Raw genomic sequence first — 19066 nt, 5'->3', positions numbered from 1 at the left:
CACCCTGTTGGCGACGACTTCGAGGAAGACCGTTTGGCTCGCACTGATCTGACCCGCTCTGCGCCCGAGATCGGTGAGGTCGAGCGTCGCCGATGGATGTTCAGGCATCCTGTCGTCATCCGCATCACCCATTGGGTCAATGCGGTGTGCCTGCTGGTCCTGCTCATGAGCGGCCTGCAGATCTTCAACGCGCACCCGGCGCTGTACTGGGGCAACGTCTCGACTTTCGATACGCCACTGATGGCAATGTCGTCGACGGAGGACTACCCGCCCCGAGGTGTGACGACTGTGTTCGGTCATGCTTTCGAAACGACGGGCTGGCTAGGCTCATCGACGGGTTCCAACGGTGAACCGGCCGACCGCGGCTTCCCGGCGTGGACGACCCTGCCAAGCGACCAGGACCTCACGGGCGGCCGCTCCTGGCACTTCTTCTTTGCCTGGGTCTTCGTCCTGAACGGCGTCGCCTACCTGTTCTATGGGCTGGTCAGCGGACAGCTTCGGTTCCGTCTGATCCCGTCGCGAAATCAGATCCGGCACTTCGGCGCATCGGTGTGGGAGCACTTGACGCTGCGTTTCCCGCAGGGCGACGAGGCCAAACGCTACAACGTCATCCAGAAGCTCAGCTACCTCGTCGTGCTGTTCGTGCTCCTGCCGGTGCAGGTCCTGGCCGGCCTCGCGATGTCCCCGGCGATGGACGCGGCCTTCCCCTTCCTGCTGACGCTGTTCGACGGACGCCAGTCGGCCCGCACGGTCCACTTCGTCGTGGCGGCCATGCTCGTCCTGTTCGTAATCGTGCACGTCGCCCTCGTCCTGCTCTCGGGCTTCTGGAACAACATGCGTGGCATGCTCACCGGCTGGTTTGTGATCGAGCGCAAGGTCGAGTCGTCACCCATCACCGAAGAGCCCCGGGCATGAACCGCCTTCCCAGCCGACGCACCCTCCTGACGGGAGCGTCCGCCATGGCCGCAGCGGCGATGATCGGCGGCTGCGACCGCCTCGGCAACGCGGAATGGTTTCGTCGAACGCTCAAGACCGGCGAGGACGCCAACCTTTTCGTCCAGCGCCTGCTGCTTACTGACCGGACGCTGGCCCCGCAATTTACCGAGGCCGACATCTCGCCGTGGTTCAAGCCGAACGGGACCGAGGACCCGCCCGATAAGGACTACAAGGCCCTGGCGAAGGGCAAGTTCGCCAAGTACCACCTGGAGGTCGGCGGCCTCGTCGAGGCGCCCTTCAAGCTGTCCCTGAGCGACCTCCGCAAGCTTCCGGCCCGAACCCAGATCACCCGGCACGATTGCGTCGAGGGTTGGAGCGCCATCGGCAAATGGACCGGAGTGCCCCTCTCCGAACTGCTTAACCGCGCCAAGCTCAAGCCACAGGCGCGCTACGTGGTGTTCCACTGCGCCGACACCATGGACCAGGGCAGTCTGCTCGAAGGCGGGGGAGACGTCGAGGATGTCGATGAGGTCCCTGCCGGTAACGCCAACCCGAGCATGACGAAGCAGTCGGGCGGCGACGAGAGCAGGAAAGACTCCGGCGGCCAACAGGCGACGGAGGACGATGCGGCCAGCGGCGGAGCGCCGGTCCGTTACTACGAGAGCATCGACCTGGTCGATGCGTTCCACCCGCAGACCATCCTCGCCTACGACATGAACGGGCAGGCGCTTCCGGTGTCGAACGGCGCACCGTTGCGCCTTCGGGTCGAGCGCAACCTCGGCTACAAGCAGGCGAAATACGTGATGCGCATCGAGGTGGTCGAGAGCTTCGCCAACATCGGCGCCGGCAAGGGCGGCTACTGGGAGGACCAGGGCTACGCCTGGTACGCCGGCATCTGAGTTGGCGCGCACGTGACGTCCACGTCACTTTGAGCATGCATGGCGCCAACCTCTCGTGGCGAGCTCCGACAGAGTTTTCCGGTGACGTTCGGCGCTTGCAAACTGCCGAGTGGGGTCGGACCCGCGCCATGTAGCTGGCAATCGGACCGGCGACGTGGCCTGGAAGCGTCCGGTGAGAATGGCCCGCGGGCGCGACTGAAATACCCGGCCTGACGAGATCCGGGACGGCCCGATGTTCGGACCGCAGCGTGAATATCGAAGGACGATGCTATCATGTCCCTGCATTTTGAACGCCTTGGCACGGGCCGGCCGCTGCTCATGGTCCATGGGCTAGGATCCAATCTCCGCACCTGGGATCCGCTACTGCCCGCATTGCGCGATTCGCGCCAACTGATCCTGGTCGACCTACCGGGGCATGGCAGATCGGCTCCGCTTGCGGGTCGGCAGACGACGGAGGCTCACGCGGACGCCCTCGCCGGCTTCGTGCAGGCGCAAGGCCTGACGACAGCGGACCTTGTCGGCAGTTCGGTGGGGGGCCGGCTGGTGCTGGAGCTGGCGCGGCGGGGCATCGGTCGGCACTGCGTGGCGCTTGATCCCGGCGGTTTCTGGCGCGGATGGGAAACGCACTGGTTTCACTGGACGCTCGCGGCATCGATACACTTGGTGCGATTGCTGCGGCCCTTCCATGCCGGCCTATCGCGCCACGCCGTCACCCGTACGCTGCTGCTCGCCCAACTGTCGGCCCGTCCGTCGGCACTGCCACCGCAGCTTGTCGTAGGGGAGTTGCAGAGCCTGGCGGCCACACCGGTGTTCGATGCGATGCTGCGTGAGCTGGCACGCGGGCCGTTGCAGGAGGGTTCAGCAACGACGCCCGGCCTCGTCACCATAGGCTGGGGCCGCCAAGACCACCTGCTGCTGCCGCGTCAGGCTGCACGCGCCCAGGTAGCATTCCCGTCGGCCCGTCTGCACTGGTTCGAGCGCTGCGGCCACTTCCCGCATTGGGATCAGCCTGCCGAGACGGCGCGCGTGATCCTCGAAACAATTCAGAAGGATGCACCTTGAATTGGCTGGTCGAACACCCGAGCCCACGGTCATCCAGGCGGCCTCTAGGTCTACCTGGCTCTGAGCGACTTCCGCCACCCTGATAACGGCGTCGCGGCCGGGGACACCGCCGGCATCGACCGCATCCCGACGTGAGGAACGGCGCGATGGCGCCTCCGTTAAATCCCGACATCCATAAGGACGATGACATGAGCTTGCAGAGCAAGAAGATCGCGATCCTGATCGCACCGCGCGGTACCGAGGAGCCGGAGTTCGCGAAGCCCCATGAGGCGGTGAAGCAGGCCGGGGCGACCGTGACGGTCATCGGCCTGGAGGCCGGCGAGGCCGAGACCGTGAACAACGACCTCGATCCGGCCGGACGCTACCAGGTGGACAGGACCATCGAGGGAGCGTCAGCGGCGGACTACGACGGGCTCGTCATCCCCGGCGGCTGCGTCGGCGCTGATAAGCTCCGGGCGAGCAAAGATGTCGTAGCGTTCGTTCGGGACTTCTTCGCCGCAGGCAAGCCGGTCGGCGTCATCTGCCACGGGCCTTGGACCCTGATCGAAGCGGACGTCGTGAAGGGACGGACGCTGACCTCCTATCCCACGGTCCGGCGCGACATCGAGAACGCCGGCGGCACCTGGGTCGACGAGGAAGTCGTTTGCGACAAGGGGCTCGTCACGAGTCGCACTCCAGAGGACCTCCCGGCCTTCTGCGCCAAGATCGTCGAGGAGTTCGCGGAGGGCCGCCATCCCGAGCAGGCTCGAAGCGCCTGAGAAGTCGGGTAGCCAGCGATCCGCTCTTGAGTTTCCGGGGCGGTCGATGGGCCGCCCCGGGCCATACCTTGACGACGTCCCGTGGCCGGGACGCCCTCGCGGAAGCCTCCATCAGCCCTTGATGGCGCCGATCTGCTTGAGGATGCCGAGCTCGTCGGATGAGCCCCACCGCTCGACCATCTTGCCGTCGACGAAGCGGCCGATTTGCATGCCGCGGACCTTGATGGCCTTACCCGTCGGCTTGTGGCCGTTGAAGTTGCCCTGGTGCGTGCCGGTGAGCGTGTAGGCGAAGGCGACGCTGTCCCCGTCGGCAACGAGCTTCTTCACCTCGACCTGCATGTCGGGAAAGGCAGAGCGGAGCTGCGTGAAGAAAGCCTGGTATCCCTCGGGACCCATGTGCTGGCCCGGCGCCGGATCGTGATCGTGGCAATCCGGGGCGACGACCTCGGGGAAGGCATCGAACCGACCGCCATTGACGAGTTCGCCGAACTTTTCGGTCGCTTGGATACTGGTCTCGCGTGACATGATGTTCCTTGGTTTCGAGGGCGGCGACACGGCGCCGGCTATTTTCACGAACGGGAAACTCCCGCCACGGTCCGACGTTGCCGATGCCGCGCACGACAGGGTCTTAATGAACGCCAGGCACGACGGTGGATCGTGGCACGGTGCCTGCCCACGCTGGCTAAGACGTCGTTTACGAGGCCGTAGGTAGCCGACTGCCGGGTCGTCCGTCCCTAGGTGACGTTCACCCGCACCCGATGCCAGCAGGCGCAGAGGTAGCCCTTGTGGTTCCAGATTTCGTCCGGCAATGCCGGCTGCGTCTGGCCCGCTTCGTCCCAGGCGCGCACGGCAAGCTCATGCTCGCCCGCAGGCAGGTCGAGGTCCGCGCTCCAGAACGTCCAGGCGAACGGAGCGTCGGTCTTGTGCTCCAGTTCGGCCTGCACCCAGGATCGCCCCCCGTTCCCGGAGACGTCGACGCGTACGACGGCCCGATCTCCGCTTACCGCGTAGCCGCGGATCCTGTTGCTCCCAGACTTGAGGGCCGCCGTCCTTGATCTCGCCACCCGCAAGATCGTCGGCTGGTCCATGCGCGACCACATGCGGACCGAACTGACGCAGGCCGCCCTGATGATGGCGACCCAACGGCAACGACCGGGGGCCGGCCTCATCTGCCACTCGGATCGCGGTAGCCAATATGCGGCCGAAGCCTATCGCAAGCAGCTCGCCGACATGAAGGCGACGCCCTCCATGAGCCGGACGGGCTGCTGTTACGACAACGCTCCGATGGAGAGCTTCTTCCACACCCTCAAGGTCGAACTCGTCCACCAACGACGATGGGCGACCCGGGACGAGGCCCGACGCGACCTGTTCGCCTTCATCGAGGGCGACATCAATCGGCAGCGCATCCACTCGGCGCTCGGCTACATCACCCCCGAGCAGGCCGAGCGGAACGCAAGCTAACCCTGTGTCCGTGGAAGCGGGGGACGATCACTTAATCGCTACCCCTTCGGTCCGGATAGGTCGACGTGGAAACCGGAGCTCTCGTGTGCCGAGGTGATTACACTCGACCTTCCGCCAAGATGCCTTTCGATCTGTCAGTGCTAGGGTCCGCACCACGCGTGAATGTCACCGCGAAGAGCAAGCGGTGCCGGAGGAGAAACAAAATGTCGGATCTCGCGACCCTGCGCGGCCTGTCCGGTCTTGGTACGGAGCCTCCATCTCTCAAGGGCTCGGCCCTCGTGATGATCGACCTGCAGGAGACCTATCGACAGGGTGTGATGCGCCTCGAAGGCGTCGAGCCGGCTCTTAAAGAAGCGGCTGCCCTGCTCGCGCGGGCCCGGGCCGCCGGCATACCGATCATCCACATCCAGCACGATGCCGGGCCCGGCTCGCCCTACGACGTTACGGCATTTATCGGTCAGATCAGCGGCGAGGTGGCCCCCCAGGGCAGCGAGCCGGTAATCACCAAGGCTTATCCGAACGCGTTCGTAGGAACCGATCTTCAGGCGCAATTGGAGGCGGCGGGGGTCAAGGACATCGTCCTGGCAGGGTTCATGACTCACATGTGCATCAACTCGACGGCGCGTGGCGCCTTCAACCTTGGGCTCCGGCCTACCGTGGTCGCCTCGACCACGGCAACCCGCGACCTGCCTGCGCCGGATGGTTCAATTGTCCCGGCTGCGCAGCTTCAGGCAGCAAGCCTGGCCGCACTCACGGACCTTTTTGCCGTGGTCGCAGGCAAGCAGACCGATATCCCGGACTGAGCTTCGTTTCGCTCACGAACGTAGCGGCACGGCTCTGGGATCACGGTCGGCATGGCGTCGTCAAACCGACGATTGGTCTCTGCCGCTGGGAATCAAGGCCGCCTGAAGCCCTCGCGAGATCGCATCCGGCCGGACTGCTCTCCGTACGGTCCAGTCGTAAAACGGATAGGCAGATCCCGACCCAACCCCGCCAAATCCGACAATCTAGATCATTCCTAATAGCGGACGTTCCGCCCCTTGGTCCTCGATGAAACATGGAAGCAAAATACAGTGGGAGTGAAAACCACGTTCATTGAATGGCGTAAGGCCGTTGAAACGCTGCGTGTATAAAAGCTGGCAGCGCCGCGCCGTAGACTTGCATGGGCATATAACAAATTGTCATTGGCAGACAGGAAGCTAGATCAGCGCATCGTGCGGTGCGTCACCACTTCGGCCAGGAGCTTGCCATCCACTGAGGCGCTCAACAGGGCACGATGGCGGCACGCTGCGCCATCCTGTGCTACAAACATTCGCACGGTGATGTCGTCACCCACCTCGATGTTCGCGTGGAACCGCGCTTGACGCCCCCGGGTCGAGAAATGGCCCGACCGTTTGCCGATGAAGTGCCATTCGGCCCGATCCACTGCGGCAACGAAGCTGCTGAAATACAGGAGGCCAGCGCCGTTGAAGTCCAAGTGTGGACACATCGTGATATCTGTCGTGCCTAGTTCGTGCTCATCTACGCGCGTATCGTGGGCCAACGTCTCATGACCACGATACGCGGGCTGCGATGGCATGGTTTCGAGGGAGGATTCTGCGCTTCCAGTACCCTCGATCCTGACACGGGTGATGGAGCGGTTCACGCCTTTGGCTTGCCGGCTGACGAACACGGATGTCATCTCCACATCCGCGATCAACCGGTCCCGACACGCGGCGAAATGGCGACTGACGACCCGAGTTTCCGAGAGGTGCGTGATCGTCGAGCGTACATCCAAGCTGTCGTTCTCCCGAACGCCGCCAAGGTCGCCACCATACAGCGAGATGTTTCGGAACGCGGCGTAGATGGGCTGGTCGCCCACGGAACCGAACCCAGTCGTCGCCCTGCCGTAGGTCTTGGCGATCAAGTTCCAGTGACGATGCCCGAGCTCTTTCCAGAGCCAATTCTCCGAGAGGCCGTTCGGGTTAAGGTGCGGCATGCCTAGGACGTAGCTGGACGCGTCCGAGAGGGGCGAGCCGACATCGGCCAACCGCATATGTACACTCATCGACCTACTCCGTTGCGGAGGGCGGGACCGGGTGGCGGTAGCTGTTGAGACTGAACCACCCGGCCCCTATCGAAGCGGGGTCCTTGGGAAGGATTTGCACTTCGATTGCGGACGCGGCACCGTCACCTCACGCGTGGGCGAACCGGGCCGCGAATTCTGGGATCAATACTTGCGGACGAGATTGACCGGCATGGGCTCGGCAGCTTTCGGCGCGCTGTATAGCGGGGCGATGAGACGAATGAAGCCGTCAGTGGATTCGGTGCCGCGGGTCCGGACCGCGACGTCGCGGGCGACCATCAACTGCGCCGTGAACGGCCCGAAATCATAGCCGATCAGGCCGCCGACCGCGAAGCGCCCGGCTCGGGTGTAGCCCTGCGCGGAGGCCCGCGCGAAGTCGCCGCCGCCGAGCGGCAGGTCCGTCACCCCGTAGGCGACCGCACCGACCTCGAACTTGCCGAACTTCTTGGTGGCCGTGAGGTCGAGCAGGAGTGCGTCGGCAAGGTAAAGCGGACCAATCGCCCGGCCGACGGCCCCCTCGAACCGACCGGGGGAGTCGTAGAAGTTATGGGTGAGGTTGGCGGTGAGGTTCCAGCCATCGCCCGTGTAACTCGCTGCGAAGCCCTGGCGGTAGGTGTTCGACGAGAACTGCGTCAGGCCACGACCGGCATCGAGATCGTTCAGATGGACCGCCGCCAAGTAGCTGACGCCGAAGTTGTTGCCGAGGTCCCAGGCGAAGATCGATCCGACTAGGGTTCCGACGTTGACCGAGAAGTCGCGGTTCGGCAGGCCGCCTGGATTGTTCGGGAACCCGAACACCGTGGGCTGGGCGAGCAAAGGCTGGACGTTGGCACCGAACAGCTTGAAGCCCGTCGACCAGACCAGGACCGGCACGTTGATCGCGGTATCCGTCGAGAACCGGGTGTCGTTCCGGCGGTAGATGAAGGTGTCGATGGCGTAGATGCCCTCGGGGAGCGGCGCGCCGACGGCGAGGCCGACCTGCTCGCCGGGGATAGTGGTGGATTGCGCGAACGAGGCGGTCGCGCCCAGGGCTATTGCGGCGAACGTCCCTGCCGCGGCCGCGAACTTCTTCAACATCATCAATCCCCTTTCGGATCTGCATTGGGCAGCCGCACCCGTCCGCCAGGAAGCATGGGCGTCGGCGGCATATCGAAGTTCTCGTTAGGTATTGATTTTGATTGATTGGATCTGCACACAATTTGTATGCAAATCCAACAATGATTATATTTTACGTGATCAGTATTTAGAGTCTACGAAATTTTGCTGCGTCGATGCTTGGAATGATGTCTTGTTGCATGGATGGCACAGGCACTACATCGTTCGATTGATCCCTTGGGCTTCGAGGGAACGAGACGTAAGCGGTTGCACCGGAGATGCCCTCCAGTGCCATCCAGGTTACCGTAAAGGACAGCCTCAGACTGCGAACTTCAGGGTGAACCGCTCGGTGCCGAGGCGCTGCTGGATCGCCTGGACGACGTGTTCGGCATCGCGGCCAACCGCGCCGAAACGCCCGGACCCCCAGGTGTTCAGCCAGGGCAAACCGATGAAGTAGATCCCCTCCTCGTTCGTGACGCCGCGCCTGTGCTTCGGGTTGCCCGAACCGTTGAACACGGAGGCGTCGAGCCAGCGGAAGTCCGGCGAGAAGCCGATGCACCAGACCACCGACGTGATGCCGGACCCTTCAAGGGCGAGGCTAGTGATCGGCTCGCCCGGCTCCCAGACCGGCGCGTAGTGTTCCTGCTCCGGGGCCTCGATGCCCTTCTCTGCAATGTACTTGTCGATAGCCGCGTTGATGCCGTTGTAGGTCCGGTCGGCGCTGTCGAGCGAACGCTTGAGGTCGTCTCGGAAGCGCAGGCTGCCGTCCCGGTAGTCCTCCATCAGGCCGTAGAGCTTCATGCCCTCGGTGGCGAAGCGGCGCAGGTCGATGTCGCGGCCGCCGTCACGGCCGGTGACGTAGTGGTTGGTGTTGTCGCGGACGCCGTCGCGCAGCGGATGGTTGTCGACAGTCATCTCGTAGTAGCCCATGTCGGCAAGCCAGGTGACGACGTCGCGGCCCCGGTAGAACCGGGCGCAGCGGGGCGCGTCGCCGACCGCGAGATGCACCTTGCGACCGGCCAGATGCAGATCCTCGGCGATCTGCGCACCGGACTGACCCGAACCGACGACAAGCACCTCGCCCTCGGGCAACTGGGCGGCGTTGCGGTACTGGTTCGAGTGGATCTGCGTGATGGAGCCCGGCAGCTTCTCGGCCATGCGCGGGATGATAGGCGTGTGGTAGCCGCCCGAAGCCACGACGATCTCGTCGGCGGTGTAGTCGCCTTCCGAGGTCTGGACTGAGAAGATCCCGTCTTCCCGCCGCTCGACGCGGGTGACCGAGACGCCCTCGCGTATCGGCGGGTTCACCTTGGCGACGAAGGCCTTGAGATACGCGACGATCTCGTCCTTTCGCATGAATCCGTCCGGCTCCGGCCCATCGTAGGGATGGCCTGGCAGGTCGCACTGCCAGTTCGGCGTGACGAGGCAGAACGTGTCCCAGCGCTGCGTCGACCAGGTGTGGGCCGCCGTGTTCTTTTCAAAGACGAGGTGCTCGATGCCGCGCTGCTTGAGGTGATAGCTGACGGACAGGCCGGCCTGGCCGCCGCCGACGACGGCAACGGGAACGTGACGGGGGGGGGACGTCATGGCTCTCACTCCGTGAGGTTGCTGAAAAAGGGGGCCGACTCAGGGCTCGAAGGTCTCGACCGTCACCCGGCCATCGGAGGGCTGAAGCTTCGCGGCGGCCTCGATCCGGGCGAGCTGATCCAGGGCGGACGAGCAGGCGAAGCCGTATTTCTCGCGTACGCGCTCGCTCGCGATGTTGAGGGCGGTACGGGTCTTCGCGACAAACTCGTCGACGGCGTAGCTCTCGCCCGGCACGAGGAAGTCCTTCACCACGAGGGACGGCGAGTAGCAGGCCTCACGCCGACCGTCGGGCCAGCGGACGTGGAAGTGCATCTCAGGCATGGGTCGGCTCCTGTCGCATGCAGGCGCAGCCCGCGTAGGCATCGAGGTGGCGCTCGGCGCAGGCCCGCCAGGAATGGGCGGCGGCCCGTGCGAAGCCCGCGAGCCTCAGGCGGTCGTGCGTCTCCGGCACGAGTGCGATTGCCATGGCTCGGGCGATGTCGTCGGGGGCGGCCGGATCGACGAACAGTGCGTCGTTCTCCGCGAGGTATTCAGTGAAGGGCGGTCGGTGCGAGACGATGACCGGGGTGCCGCAGGCCATCGCCTCCAGTACGCACAGGCCGAACCCTTCCTTCAGCGAAGGAAACGCCAGCATGTCGGCGATACGGTAGAGGGCCGGCATATCGGCCTGCGGAACCGGACCGGTCTCGATCACGGGACCGCTTGCCCCAGCCGCGAGGCCGTGGGCGGTCAGGGCCGCCTGGCATCGCGCGCGGTAGGCGGCGTGGTCGAGGAGCGAGGCTCCGCCGGCGATGACGAGCTGGGCCCCGGGATGGCGCTCACGCAAGCGCGCAAACGCCTCAATGATACCAAGGGTGTTCTTGCGCGCTTCAAAGCCGCCGACGCTCAGGACGAAGGGACCGCCGCCCAACGCCCAGCGCTCCCGAACCACGGCATCTCGCAGGTTGGGCGTGGACCGGTAGGCCGCCAGATCGACGCCGTTGCCGACAACCTCCGGCAGCGCACCGAAGTCCGACCGGACGCGCTCGGTCCAGCCATGGCTGACGCAGAGGAGGCGTCGAGCCTCCTGGATCGAGCGATCCTGCCAATCGGCAATCTGCGGTTCGGCGAAGGCGTCGAGGTGATGGACGGTGCGAACGAAACCCGGAATCAGGCGCCGGTGCTTCAGCGTCGCGAGCGCGTTGCCGCCGATGCCGTCATGGGCATGGAAAACATCGAAGTCGCAGGCCGCCGGCGACCCGAAGTGCATCAGGTAGTCGTTGATGCGGGCCCTCACGAGATCGACCGTCGTGCCGCCGACCGGCCTGGCCGCGACGGATATGGTCGGACAGGCGGCATCGCGAAAGAAACCCCGTCCGGACGGGTCCGGGGCGTGTACCACGGCCTCGTGCCCGAGCCCGCACAGGGCCTCGGCGAGGGAAAGGCAGTGGGCGACGCCCCCGCGTGGGTTGGTGGAGTGTGTCAGGAGGGCGATGCGCAGGCCGGTCATGAAACCGGTCCCCCATCTTCCTGGCCGCAGCCGATCAGCGGGCTGGCCACGAAATCCCAGACCACGGCCTCCTCGCCCCCGGCATCCCGGATGCGGGCGACCCTGCTTGCGTCGATGCCTCCGATCCTGGCGGCCGTAATGCCCCGCCCGGCGAAGCGCGCGAGGACGGCCGGGGTGTGGTCGGGGCGCACGCTCAGGAGGTAGCCGAAGCTCGGGAAGGCGTTGAGCCAGCGCGCCATCGGAACGTCGTCGGGGCGCGGGATCGCGTCGAGGTCGATGACGGCGCCGACGTTCGAGCATTCGAGCAGCATCAACGCCGTGCCGACGACGCCCGCCATGCTGATGTCCTTGGCGGCGCGGCAAAGGCCGTCCTCGGCGAGCCCCGGCAACAGGGCGAGGTCGCCGCGCAGGCGTTCGCCCGGCGACCCGGTCGAGGCGTCCCAGTAGGGGTGCGGCTCGCGAAAACGGCCCCGCAGGTCGATGACGGCGATGAGGTCGTCGCCGGGCGCAGCATCGAAGCTCGTCAGGAGGCGGGGGCCGGCGCGGCCGAGCACGGCGACCGCAAGGTTCCCGGTCTCGGAACGCGTGTTCGTATGACCGCCGACGACCGGTACGCCGTAGAGCGCGGCCGCATCCGACAGGCCGGCCAGGATCGGGTCCGCCGCCGCCGCGTCCCGGCTCCACAGGGCGTCGACGACCGCGAGCGGGCGCCCGCCCATGGCCGCCACGTCGCTGAGGTTCACCATGATCCCGCAATAGCCGGCGAAGTAGGGATCGGCGGTGACGAAGCTGTCGATGAAGCCCTCGATGGCGAAGAGCAGGTGTCCATCCCCATCGGGGATGGCGGCGCAATCGTCTCCGACGGGCACCGCATCATGCCGTGCGCCCAGTCCGAGGCGCGTGACGACGGCATCGATGTCGCGCTTGTGGGCGACGCCCCGTGCATCCCGGATTTGGCCGGCCAGGGTCTTGAGGTCGACGGCCGCGGTCATCACGCGGCCCTGCGGAACGTGACGAGCCCGTGCTCGGGGTCGTGCATCGGCGGGTAGGCGGCGAGATCGGCCTGCATCAGGTGGTGGAGGCGACCATGGAGCTCCACCGCATCGAGGCTCGCCCAGTGCAGGGCCTCGAACAGCGGCACGTTCCGGTCCTGCACGTGCGCCAGGAAGCGCGTGCATCCCCGTGCATGGGCCGACGCGACCGCGACCTGGATCAGCCCGGCCCCGAGCGCCGCCGTGCCGCGGAAGGCTTTGGCAACGGCCAGTCGCGAGCCCCACCACTCGCCAGGACGTTCCGCCACCTCATGGATGCGCACGGTGCCGACGACGGCATCGGCATCCCCGCCGAGGGTGGAGAGGGCGCAGATCGGGATCGCGTGCCCGTCGATGGCATCACGGTCGTCATCCGTGAAGATGCCTTGCTCCGTGCAGAACACCTGTCGGCGCAGGGCGGCGCAGGCGCGCCGCTCCCAGGCGGAGGTGGCGAACTTCACCCGGAAATGGCTTGGGCGGTACGGCGCGACGGGTTCGAGGATCATGCCGCCACCCCCGTACGCTCGTAAGTGGAGAGGGCCGAACAGGCGCCGCAGCGACCGCAGCCGGCCTTGATGTCGGTGGAGCGCAGGTTCGCCCGACCCAGCATCTCGGACAGGGGCTGCAAGATCGCGTGCATGAAATCCGGCGACGGGGCCGGGTGGCTCTCCAGCGGGGTGCCGGAGATCGGTACGAAGGGCACGACGAAGGGGTAGACGCCCATCCCGACTAGACGCTCGGCCATGGCGAGGATCGCCTCCGGCGCATCGCCGAGACCGGCGAGGATGTAGGTCGAGACCTGGCCCCGCCCGAAGACCGGCACGGCCGCCGCGAAGGCGTCGTAGTAGCGCTCCAGCGGCACGCTCGCCTTGCCGGGCATGATCCGGTCACGGACCTCCGGGGTCACCGCTTCCAGGTGCATGCCAAGCGCGTCGACGCCCGACGCCTTCATGCGTTCGAACCAGCGGTCGTCGTCCGGCGGCTCGCATTGCGCCTGGATCGGCAGTTCGACCGCGGCCTTCACCGCGAAAGCACTCTCGCAGAGGATGGCGGCGCCCCGGTCGGTGGCGTTCGGGGTGCCCGTGGTCATCACCATGTGCTTGACGCCGTCCAGCAGAACGGCGGCGCGGGCGACCTCGGCAAGCTGCTCAGGGGTCTTGCGGGATACGGTGCGGCCGGCGGCGAGGGACTGCCCGATGGAGCAGAACTGGCAGGTCTTCGTGCGGCTGGCGTAGCGGATGCAGGTCTGCAGCACGGTGGTGGCGAGGACGTCGCGCCCATGCAGCACGGCGATTTGCGAGTAGGGCACACCGTCGAAGGTCGAGAGCGCGTAGAAGCGCGGTTTGCCCGGGAAAGTCACCCGGCCGATCACCGTGCCCTCGTGCTCGATCACCGAGACCCCGTCGAGGTCCGGGCGGCGCACCAGGAAGGGCGAGTCGAAGGCCGTCTCGGTGTGGACCGGCACCATCACGGTGCGGCCTGCGATGGTCATCGCCTTATGGTCGGAGGGACCGGCGCCGCCGCGCCGGCTCGGGGCACCAGCGCGGCTGTCGGCGAGCCTAACGCCGTAGGACTGCAACGCGTTGATCAGGCGTTCCGTCGGCATCCCGACCAGGCCCGCTATGCCCGGCGGAAGCGTGGGCAGGCTCGTCGGAAGTGGGGAACTGCTCATTGTCGAGGCTCCGGGATTGATGTTGCGAACGGATTGGCTGGTGCACGAACGAGGCCGGGCGGTCGTCGTGGAGAAGGCTAAGGAGTTCCGGACGGGCGTAGTGGCCGACCGAGTCCATCATCCGCTTGCGCTTGGTCACCAGCGCGAGGTCCATGTCGGCGATGAGGATGCCCTCGCCCGGGCCGAGCGGTTCGGCGAGGTGCTTGCCCTCGGGCGAGACGATGGCGGTGCAGTTGCCGCCGCGGCAGGCGCCGCGCAGGCGCTCATCCGGGCAGACCTGGGCCACCTGCTCGTCGGTGAGCCAGCCGGTTGCGTTGACGACGAAGCATGCCGCTTCCAGGGCGTGGTGACGGATCGTCACCTCCATCTGGTCGGCGAAGATCTGACCGACCAGCGAGCCCGGGAACTGGGCCGCGTGGATCTCTTCGTGTTGGGCCATCAGCGCGTAGCGGGCGAGCGGGTTGTAGTGCTCCCAGCAGGCAAGCGCCCCGACGATGCCGACCGCCGTGTCGACCACGGTGAGACCGGCGCCATCGCCTTGACCCCAGATCATGCGCTCATGGTAGGTCGGGGTGATCTTGCGGCGCTTTAGCTTCAGGGTGCCGTCGGCGTCGAAGATCAGCTGCGCGTTGTAGAGCGAGCCGTGGTCGCGCTCGTTGACGCCGAGCACGATGACGGCGCCATGGCGGCGCGCGGCGGCGGACACGGCCTGCGTCACCGGGCCCGGCACCGCCACGGCGCGCTCGTAGAGGCGAAGGTGCTCCGGCCCCTGCATCGCCGGCGGCAGCACGAACGAAAAGTACGGGTAGTACGGCACGAAGGTCTCGGGGAAGACGATGAACCGCGCGCCCTTGGCAGCGGCCTCGTCGATGGCGTTCAGCACCCGTTCCAGGGTGCCCTCCGGCCGGTCGAGATCGGGCGCGATCTGGACGGCGGCGGCCCGCACGATCCGGTTCTCTGACATGGATGATCCTCCGGAGGTGACGGCGGCCGCGTCGCGTGCGGCCGCCGGATGCGACGTCCCGGTCGATGGGCCGAGGGCCCGTCAGACGGTCCAGGTGTCGATGATCACCGCGTTGTCGCGCTTGTGCAGGAGCATGCAGTCGAGGACGTCGAGGGGGTTGATCATGCGGATGCCCTCGATGAAGGCGGCCTCGCCGTGGCCGTAGAGGGCCTGGGTCGAGAACCGGCAGGCGTAGACCTTGCCGCCCTCGGCCATGAACTTCTCAAGCTGGTTGTTGAAGTTCAGGTGGCCCGGGAAGGCCTCGTCGCCGAGCCGCGGGAAGCCGCGCTGGACACCGAGGGTGATGCCGGGACCGTAGAGCAGGATCGAGGTCTCGAAACCCTTGCGCTGCAGGCGGGTGGCCTGGAGCAGGTTCACGAGGCCGATGGAGCCCTCGAAGGCGACCGTGTGGAAGGTGACCAGCGCCTTCTGGCCCGGCTCGGCCTTCACGTCCTCGAAGACCTTCTCCTCGTAATCGACCAGGTAGTCGCCCTTCTTATGGGGTTCGCGGTTCACTGCGGGCATGGATCTCACTCCGTGATGGGTTGGACCGCGTCAGCCGAAGCCTCGGGTGGTCACATCCCGTCATGGCAAGCGACGTGCCAACGGGGACCAATCAACAAAACCATCAATAGCCCCAAGTTGAATGCATACAATATTGCATTCAATCATCATCGCACGTCGGTTTCGGATGGCTGTTCTTGGCTGACAATCGGATCGGCATGTGCACAAGAGGGCATCACGCGATGCCTAGTCCGACTGCATGGATTGATGGCATTGTATGTATTAGCCCTGTATGCCGTTTGGGCCTCCCATACGGTACGGAGATTGCTACCCATACAATCAGATATTGATCGCATCTTGATGGTGTACTTGGAGAACGGATGACCTCTGCAGCGCGAGACGGGCGACCTATGCCTTCGGATGTCGGGAGCGGGACGTGGACGCCCGACCTGAAGCGCTGGGGGAAGCCCCACTACCTCGCCATCGCCGAGGCGTTGGCGGACGACATCCGGACCGGTCGCCTGACGGTCGGCACGCGGCTCCCGACCCAGCGTGCCCTGGCCGAGGCCCTCGACCTCAACTTCACGACCGTTTCGCGCGGCTATGTCGAGGCCCACAAGCGCGGCCTGATCGAAGGACGCGTCGGCCAGGGCACCTTCGTGATCGATCCCGTGCGCCCGGGCCGGGCCACGCCTTCGAAGGACGGCTCACGGATCGGGCCGGTCGACTTCACGATGAACCTACCTCCCGAGCCCGACGCTCCGGCGTTACAGGCGCGGATGCAGGCCTCGTTCTCCGAGTTGTCCGGCGACCTCTCCAACCTGCTGCGCTACCAGGGCTTTGGCGGGACGGACGAGGACAAGGAAGCGGCCCTGCGCTGGCTGAAAGGTCGGGGCATCGACACCCCGCGGGAGCGCTTGCTTATCTGCCCGGGCGCCCATAGCGCCCTGTTCAGCGTGTTGGGCCAGATAGCGCGCCCCGGTGACGCCATCTGCGCCGAGCGGATCACCTATCCGGGCATCCGGTCGCTGGCGGCGCATCTGGGCCTGCGCCTCGTCGACCTGCCCATGGACCGGCACGGCGTCGACCCTGACGGGTTCGCGGCCGTCTGCACCAAGGTCGCGCCGAAGGCGATCTACCTGAACCCGCTCCTGCAGAACCCGACCACCACGACCCTGTCCCGAACTCGGCGCGAGGCCATCATCGCAGTCGCGCGCCGGTATGCCGTCACCATCATCGAGGATGACGCCTACGCGCGCATCTGCCCGGCGCCGCCCCCGAGCTTTGCCGAGCTCGCCCCCGAGATCACCTACTACGTGGCCGGCCTCGCCAAATGCCTCGGCGCCGGGTTGCGCCTTGCCTTCTTGGTCGCCCCGAGTGCCCGATCCGCCCTCCCGCTCGCTGGCGCCCTGCGGGCCGCCACCGTCATGGCCTCGCCGATCTCGACAGCGCTGGCGACGCGCTGGATCCTGGACGGGACGGCGGATGCCATCGTGCAGTTCGTGCGTGAGGAATCGGCTGCGCGCCAGCGCATCGCGACCGCGTTGCTTCCCGGTGGGACCTACAACGCGGACCCGCACGGCTTCCACGTCTGGATCACTCTGCCGGAGGGCTGGACCCGCTCGGCCTTTGCCAGTCAGGGGCGCTCCGCCGGGCTCGGCGTCGTCGCCAGCGACCCGTTCTGCGTCGCTGGCACGCCGCCTGAGGCGGTACGCCTCTGCCTCGGCGGCCCCTCCACCCGGCAGCAGATCACCCAGGGCCTGGAAGTGCTCGCTCACGCGCTGGAAGGCTCGCCGGCCCTCGCGTCGTCATACATCTGAGTAAGCACTCCGCTCCTGCGCTTGCGCCGACTGTACGGTCGAGCGGGAGCACGTCTCTGCATCGGGCCCGTCCCCCACGGCCAATTTCCCCGCGTAGGAGGAAGGGACGACATTACGTCCGGGCCCGTACCGACCATGGCGCCGGGTCGATCTCCTCGGTGAATTAGCCCGCCCTAAGCTAAGCCCGGAGGGCCCAGGCCACGGCTCCGAGGGTTCAGGAACCTCGGCTGCCCTGAAAGCCCTTGCGCACCTGTGATATAGATCTCTGCGTACTCGACTCGTTTGATGGATAGACCACGCGGTTTCGGTCAAACAGCTGTCCATGGGTGCGGCACGAGCGTCCGCTTCCGTGAGGTAGCCTCCTAAAAGCGAACTGGCAGAGAACCACCCATCTTGGCTGTCTAGCGAGGCGGCCAATGTCAACACAGACTCACCATCCCGCAAAACGCTGTGTCCGTGGCTTACTGAACATTGAATATCTGAATGGGACCCGCAGGACGGAGCGGCCGGCGACAACAGAGCGTCGGTCGGCGCTCGTCAGGCGCGAAGCGTGCGTCCAAGCTCCAGGACAGCCCGGGTCATATGGGACCCGCAGGACGGAGCGGCCGGCGACAACAGAGCGTCGGTCGGCGCTCGTCAGGCGCGAAGCGTGCGTCCAAGCTCCAGGACAGCCCGGGTCAGCAGGCCGTCCGCCGGCCGCAGATGATCGTAGATCGTGAAGTGGTTCGCGCGCGGCACCGGGATCAACGCTCCTGCCTGATGTCTRGCCGAGCGATAGGCGTGAAAGGATCGACTGTTCTCGACAAGCGCTGGCAGCTCGGCGGTGCCGTAGGCGAGCACCAGCGGCTTGTCGACCGAAGGCAGACGCAAGGGCGAGAGCGTCGCGATCTCGCYGTCGCTCAGATGCAGTTTCGCGTTCAGGTAGGTGTCTCGCAAGGGTCCGAGTTCGTAGATGCCGGACATCGCCAGACCGGCGCGCACGCTCGGATGTCYGAGACCCACCGCGCAGAGATGGCCGCCGGCCGACCAGCCAGACAGAATGATTGGCCCCGCAATACCGTGTGCCGGGCCTTCGGCGCCGAGCCAGTCGAGGGCCCGATGAACCTCCGCCACGATCTCGGTGAGGGTCGCGTCCGGGGCCAGCGTGTAGCCCGGCATCGCGGCGGCGAAACCGGCGGCGAGGACGCCTTCCATCATGCAGGAGAAGTTCTCGCGCGAGCGGGCCTGCCAGTAGCCGCCGTGAACGTGAACGAGGCAGGGCGCCATGCGGTCGGGAGCGGGAAACAGGTCCCACTTGTTGCGGGGGCGAGGCCCATAGGCGAGATCGATGGTGCCGGCATGCTGCGCGCGGAGGCGGGCGGAGTCCGTCGTCCAACCCTCCACGATCCCCGCACTGCCCGGMACTGCGGTGGAGTTGTTGTAGGCGCCGTCGCGTTCGCCCTGACTTGCTGTCATCCAGTTKTCCSGGGCGGCGGCCAGCGATTGGGCGGACACATTCGTCACGAGACCCGCGGCGGTAAGAGCGCTCGCGGATGTTGCGAGAAGGCGACGGCGGTTTGGATCGATCATATGTTTTACATAGCGCGAGCCTGCGCTGGAGCCACCCTGAATACGGGACCGCCTCGGCTTCAGAGAGAATTAAATCCGAAGGAGCTGTCTGCCGATCCGCCAATCTGCCGACTGA

At 66.1% G+C, this 19066-nt stretch carries 19 protein-coding genes and 1 pseudogene; 7 read left to right on the top strand and 13 right to left on the bottom strand.

The genetic code is table 11. The features are described from left to right. Nucleotides 1–33: 33 nt before the first annotated feature. The 4 genes from ASG51_RS20960 (at nt 34) to ASG51_RS20945 (ending at nt 3655) form a co-directional block, all read left to right on the top strand. On the top strand, nt 34–915 hold the full coding sequence (locus ASG51_RS20960; RefSeq protein WP_244480218.1) for a cytochrome b/b6 domain-containing protein: 882 nt from the start codon (nt 34–36) through the stop codon (nt 913–915). Beyond that, nucleotides 912–1835, top strand: a complete 924-nt coding sequence (locus ASG51_RS20955; RefSeq protein WP_056382842.1) for a molybdopterin-binding protein — start codon at nt 912–914, stop codon at nt 1833–1835. Before ASG51_RS20960 ends, ASG51_RS20955 begins: the two co-directional genes overlap by 4 nt. 273 nt (nt 1836–2108) lie before the next feature. Next, nucleotides 2109–2897 carry an alpha/beta fold hydrolase gene (locus ASG51_RS20950; protein ID WP_056382840.1) on the top strand — a complete coding sequence of 263 codons (789 nt, stop codon included), beginning with the start codon at nt 2109–2111 and terminating at the stop codon, nt 2895–2897. Nucleotides 2898–3085: 188 nt separating this feature from the next. Then, the gene (locus tag ASG51_RS20945) at nt 3086–3655 is read left to right on the top strand and encodes a type 1 glutamine amidotransferase domain-containing protein (protein ID WP_056382837.1); all 570 of its coding nucleotides are present in this window, start codon (nt 3086–3088) and stop codon (nt 3653–3655) included. 111 nt (nt 3656–3766) lie between these two features. Here the strand turns inward: ASG51_RS20945 and ASG51_RS20940 are convergent, their stop codons facing one another. Continuing rightward, complete coding sequence (locus ASG51_RS20940; RefSeq protein ID WP_056382835.1) at nt 3767–4180, bottom strand: ester cyclase; 414 nt, start codon at nt 4178–4180, stop codon at nt 3767–3769. A 209-nt stretch (nt 4181–4389) separates the two neighbouring features. Then, nucleotides 4390–4743, bottom strand: coding sequence for a hypothetical protein (locus ASG51_RS20935; RefSeq protein WP_244480217.1), 354 nt, complete (start codon nt 4741–4743; stop codon nt 4390–4392). Between ASG51_RS20935 and ASG51_RS20930 the strand changes: the two are divergent. Both ASG51_RS20930 and ASG51_RS20925 read left to right on the top strand, forming a co-directional pair. Further along, nucleotides 4697–5116 (top strand): annotated as a pseudogene (locus ASG51_RS20930) (IS3 family transposase); the annotation flags it as partial. The gene ASG51_RS20935 and the pseudogene ASG51_RS20930 sit on opposite strands and share 47 nt — an antisense overlap. A 203-nt stretch (nt 5117–5319) precedes the next feature. Next, entirely contained in the window at nt 5320–5919 is a 600-nt protein-coding gene (locus ASG51_RS20925) for a cysteine hydrolase family protein (protein WP_056382831.1), read from the top strand. A gap of 401 nt (nt 5920–6320) precedes the next feature. Here ASG51_RS20925 and ASG51_RS20920 read toward each other — a convergent pair whose 3' ends face one another. The 10 genes from ASG51_RS20920 to ASG51_RS20875 form a co-directional block, all read right to left on the bottom strand. Then, nucleotides 6321–7163 (bottom strand): Pnap_2097 family protein, encoded by an 843-nt coding sequence (locus tag ASG51_RS20920; RefSeq protein ID WP_056382830.1) that lies wholly within the window; start codon nt 7161–7163, stop codon nt 6321–6323. A 162-nt stretch (nt 7164–7325) separates the two neighbouring features. Continuing rightward, nucleotides 7326–8258 carry a transporter gene (locus ASG51_RS20915; RefSeq protein WP_056383007.1) on the bottom strand — a complete coding sequence of 311 codons (933 nt, stop codon included), beginning with the start codon at nt 8256–8258 and terminating at the stop codon, nt 7326–7328. A 336-nt stretch (nt 8259–8594) separates the two neighbouring features. Beyond that, nucleotides 8595–9863: an MSMEG_0569 family flavin-dependent oxidoreductase gene (locus tag ASG51_RS20910; protein ID WP_056382828.1), complete on the bottom strand. Its 1269-nt coding sequence runs from the start codon at nt 9861–9863 to the stop codon at nt 8595–8597. Nucleotides 9864–9902: 39 nt separating this feature from the next. Continuing rightward, nucleotides 9903–10184, bottom strand: coding sequence for an MSMEG_0570 family nitrogen starvation response protein (locus ASG51_RS20905; RefSeq protein ID WP_056382826.1), 282 nt, complete (start codon nt 10182–10184; stop codon nt 9903–9905). Then, on the bottom strand, nt 10177–11352 hold the full coding sequence (locus ASG51_RS20900) for an MSMEG_0565 family glycosyltransferase (RefSeq protein ID WP_056382825.1): 1176 nt from the start codon (nt 11350–11352) through the stop codon (nt 10177–10179). Before ASG51_RS20900 ends, ASG51_RS20905 begins: the two co-directional genes overlap by 8 nt. Next, nucleotides 11349–12344, bottom strand: coding sequence for a sll0787 family AIR synthase-like protein (locus tag ASG51_RS20895; RefSeq protein WP_056382823.1), 996 nt, complete (start codon nt 12342–12344; stop codon nt 11349–11351). Before ASG51_RS20895 ends, ASG51_RS20900 begins: the two co-directional genes overlap by 4 nt. Continuing rightward, nucleotides 12344–12889: an MSMEG_0567/Sll0786 family nitrogen starvation N-acetyltransferase gene (locus ASG51_RS20890; RefSeq protein ID WP_056382822.1), complete on the bottom strand. Its 546-nt coding sequence runs from the start codon at nt 12887–12889 to the stop codon at nt 12344–12346. The genes ASG51_RS20895 and ASG51_RS20890 overlap by 1 nt, the downstream gene beginning before the upstream one ends. Further along, a complete protein-coding gene (locus tag ASG51_RS20885; RefSeq protein ID WP_056382820.1) occupies nt 12886–13989 on the bottom strand; it encodes an MSMEG_0568 family radical SAM protein in 1104 nt (367 codons plus the stop codon). Before ASG51_RS20885 ends, ASG51_RS20890 begins: the two co-directional genes overlap by 4 nt. Further along, a complete protein-coding gene (locus tag ASG51_RS20880) occupies nt 13943–15019 on the bottom strand; it encodes a Nit6803 family nitrilase (RefSeq protein WP_056382818.1) in 1077 nt (358 codons plus the stop codon). Before ASG51_RS20880 ends, ASG51_RS20885 begins: the two co-directional genes overlap by 47 nt. 81 nt (nt 15020–15100) lie before the next feature. Beyond that, nucleotides 15101–15583 carry an MSMEG_0572/Sll0783 family nitrogen starvation response protein gene (locus ASG51_RS20875; protein ID WP_056382815.1) on the bottom strand — a complete coding sequence of 161 codons (483 nt, stop codon included), beginning with the start codon at nt 15581–15583 and terminating at the stop codon, nt 15101–15103. 389 nt (nt 15584–15972) lie between these two features. Between ASG51_RS20875 and ASG51_RS20870 the strand changes: the two genes are divergently transcribed. Then, nucleotides 15973–17382, top strand: coding sequence for a PLP-dependent aminotransferase family protein (locus tag ASG51_RS20870; protein WP_244480216.1), 1410 nt, complete (start codon nt 15973–15975; stop codon nt 17380–17382). 636 nt (nt 17383–18018) lie between these two features. On the opposite strand, the gene ASG51_RS20865 is transcribed toward ASG51_RS20870, so the two are convergent. After that, the gene (locus tag ASG51_RS20865; protein ID WP_056383005.1) at nt 18019–18837 is read right to left on the bottom strand and encodes an alpha/beta hydrolase; all 819 of its coding nucleotides are present in this window, start codon (nt 18835–18837) and stop codon (nt 18019–18021) included. Nucleotides 18838–19066 lie beyond the last annotated feature (229 nt).

Origin of the sequence: Methylobacterium sp. Leaf465 (assembly GCF_001424705.1) — a bacterium.
In the GTDB taxonomy this organism is placed as follows: Bacteria; Pseudomonadota; Alphaproteobacteria; order Rhizobiales; family Beijerinckiaceae; genus Methylobacterium.
Note: the sequence above shows the minus strand (reverse complement) of the source record. Positions and strands in the feature narration are given on the sequence as shown.

Excerpts from the sequence above, each read along its gene's own strand:
- ASG51_RS20955 (WP_056382842.1), top strand. The coding sequence starts at position 912 with ATGAACCGCCTTCCCAGCCGACGCACCCTCCTGACGGGAGCGTCCGCC.
- ASG51_RS20950 (WP_056382840.1), top strand. The coding sequence starts at position 2,109 with ATGTCCCTGCATTTTGAACGCCTTGGCACGGGCCGGCCGCTGCTCATG.
- ASG51_RS20945 (WP_056382837.1), top strand. The coding sequence starts at position 3,086 with ATGAGCTTGCAGAGCAAGAAGATCGCGATCCTGATCGCACCGCGCGGT.
- ASG51_RS20940 (WP_056382835.1), bottom strand. The coding sequence starts at position 4,180 with ATGTCACGCGAGACCAGTATCCAAGCGACCGAAAAGTTCGGCGAACTC.
- ASG51_RS20935 (WP_244480217.1), bottom strand. The coding sequence starts at position 4,743 with ATGGACCAGCCGACGATCTTGCGGGTGGCGAGATCAAGGACGGCGGCC.
- ASG51_RS20925 (WP_056382831.1), top strand. The coding sequence starts at position 5,320 with ATGTCGGATCTCGCGACCCTGCGCGGCCTGTCCGGTCTTGGTACGGAG.
- ASG51_RS20920 (WP_056382830.1), bottom strand. The coding sequence starts at position 7,163 with ATGAGTGTACATATGCGGTTGGCCGATGTCGGCTCGCCCCTCTCGGAC.
- ASG51_RS20915 (WP_056383007.1), bottom strand. The coding sequence starts at position 8,258 with ATGTTGAAGAAGTTCGCGGCCGCGGCAGGGACGTTCGCCGCAATAGCC.
- ASG51_RS20910 (WP_056382828.1), bottom strand. The coding sequence starts at position 9,863 with ATGACGTCCCCCCCCCGTCACGTTCCCGTTGCCGTCGTCGGCGGCGGC.
- ASG51_RS20905 (WP_056382826.1), bottom strand. The coding sequence starts at position 10,184 with ATGCCTGAGATGCACTTCCACGTCCGCTGGCCCGACGGTCGGCGTGAG.
- ASG51_RS20900 (WP_056382825.1), bottom strand. The coding sequence starts at position 11,352 with ATGACCGGCCTGCGCATCGCCCTCCTGACACACTCCACCAACCCACGC.
- ASG51_RS20895 (WP_056382823.1), bottom strand. The coding sequence starts at position 12,344 with ATGACCGCGGCCGTCGACCTCAAGACCCTGGCCGGCCAAATCCGGGAT.
- ASG51_RS20890 (WP_056382822.1), bottom strand. The coding sequence starts at position 12,889 with ATGATCCTCGAACCCGTCGCGCCGTACCGCCCAAGCCATTTCCGGGTG.
- ASG51_RS20885 (WP_056382820.1), bottom strand. The coding sequence starts at position 13,989 with ATGCCGACGGAACGCCTGATCAACGCGTTGCAGTCCTACGGCGTTAGG.
- ASG51_RS20880 (WP_056382818.1), bottom strand. The coding sequence starts at position 15,019 with ATGTCAGAGAACCGGATCGTGCGGGCCGCCGCCGTCCAGATCGCGCCC.
- ASG51_RS20875 (WP_056382815.1), bottom strand. The coding sequence starts at position 15,583 with ATGCCCGCAGTGAACCGCGAACCCCATAAGAAGGGCGACTACCTGGTC.
- ASG51_RS20870 (WP_244480216.1), top strand. The coding sequence starts at position 15,973 with ATGCCTTCGGATGTCGGGAGCGGGACGTGGACGCCCGACCTGAAGCGC.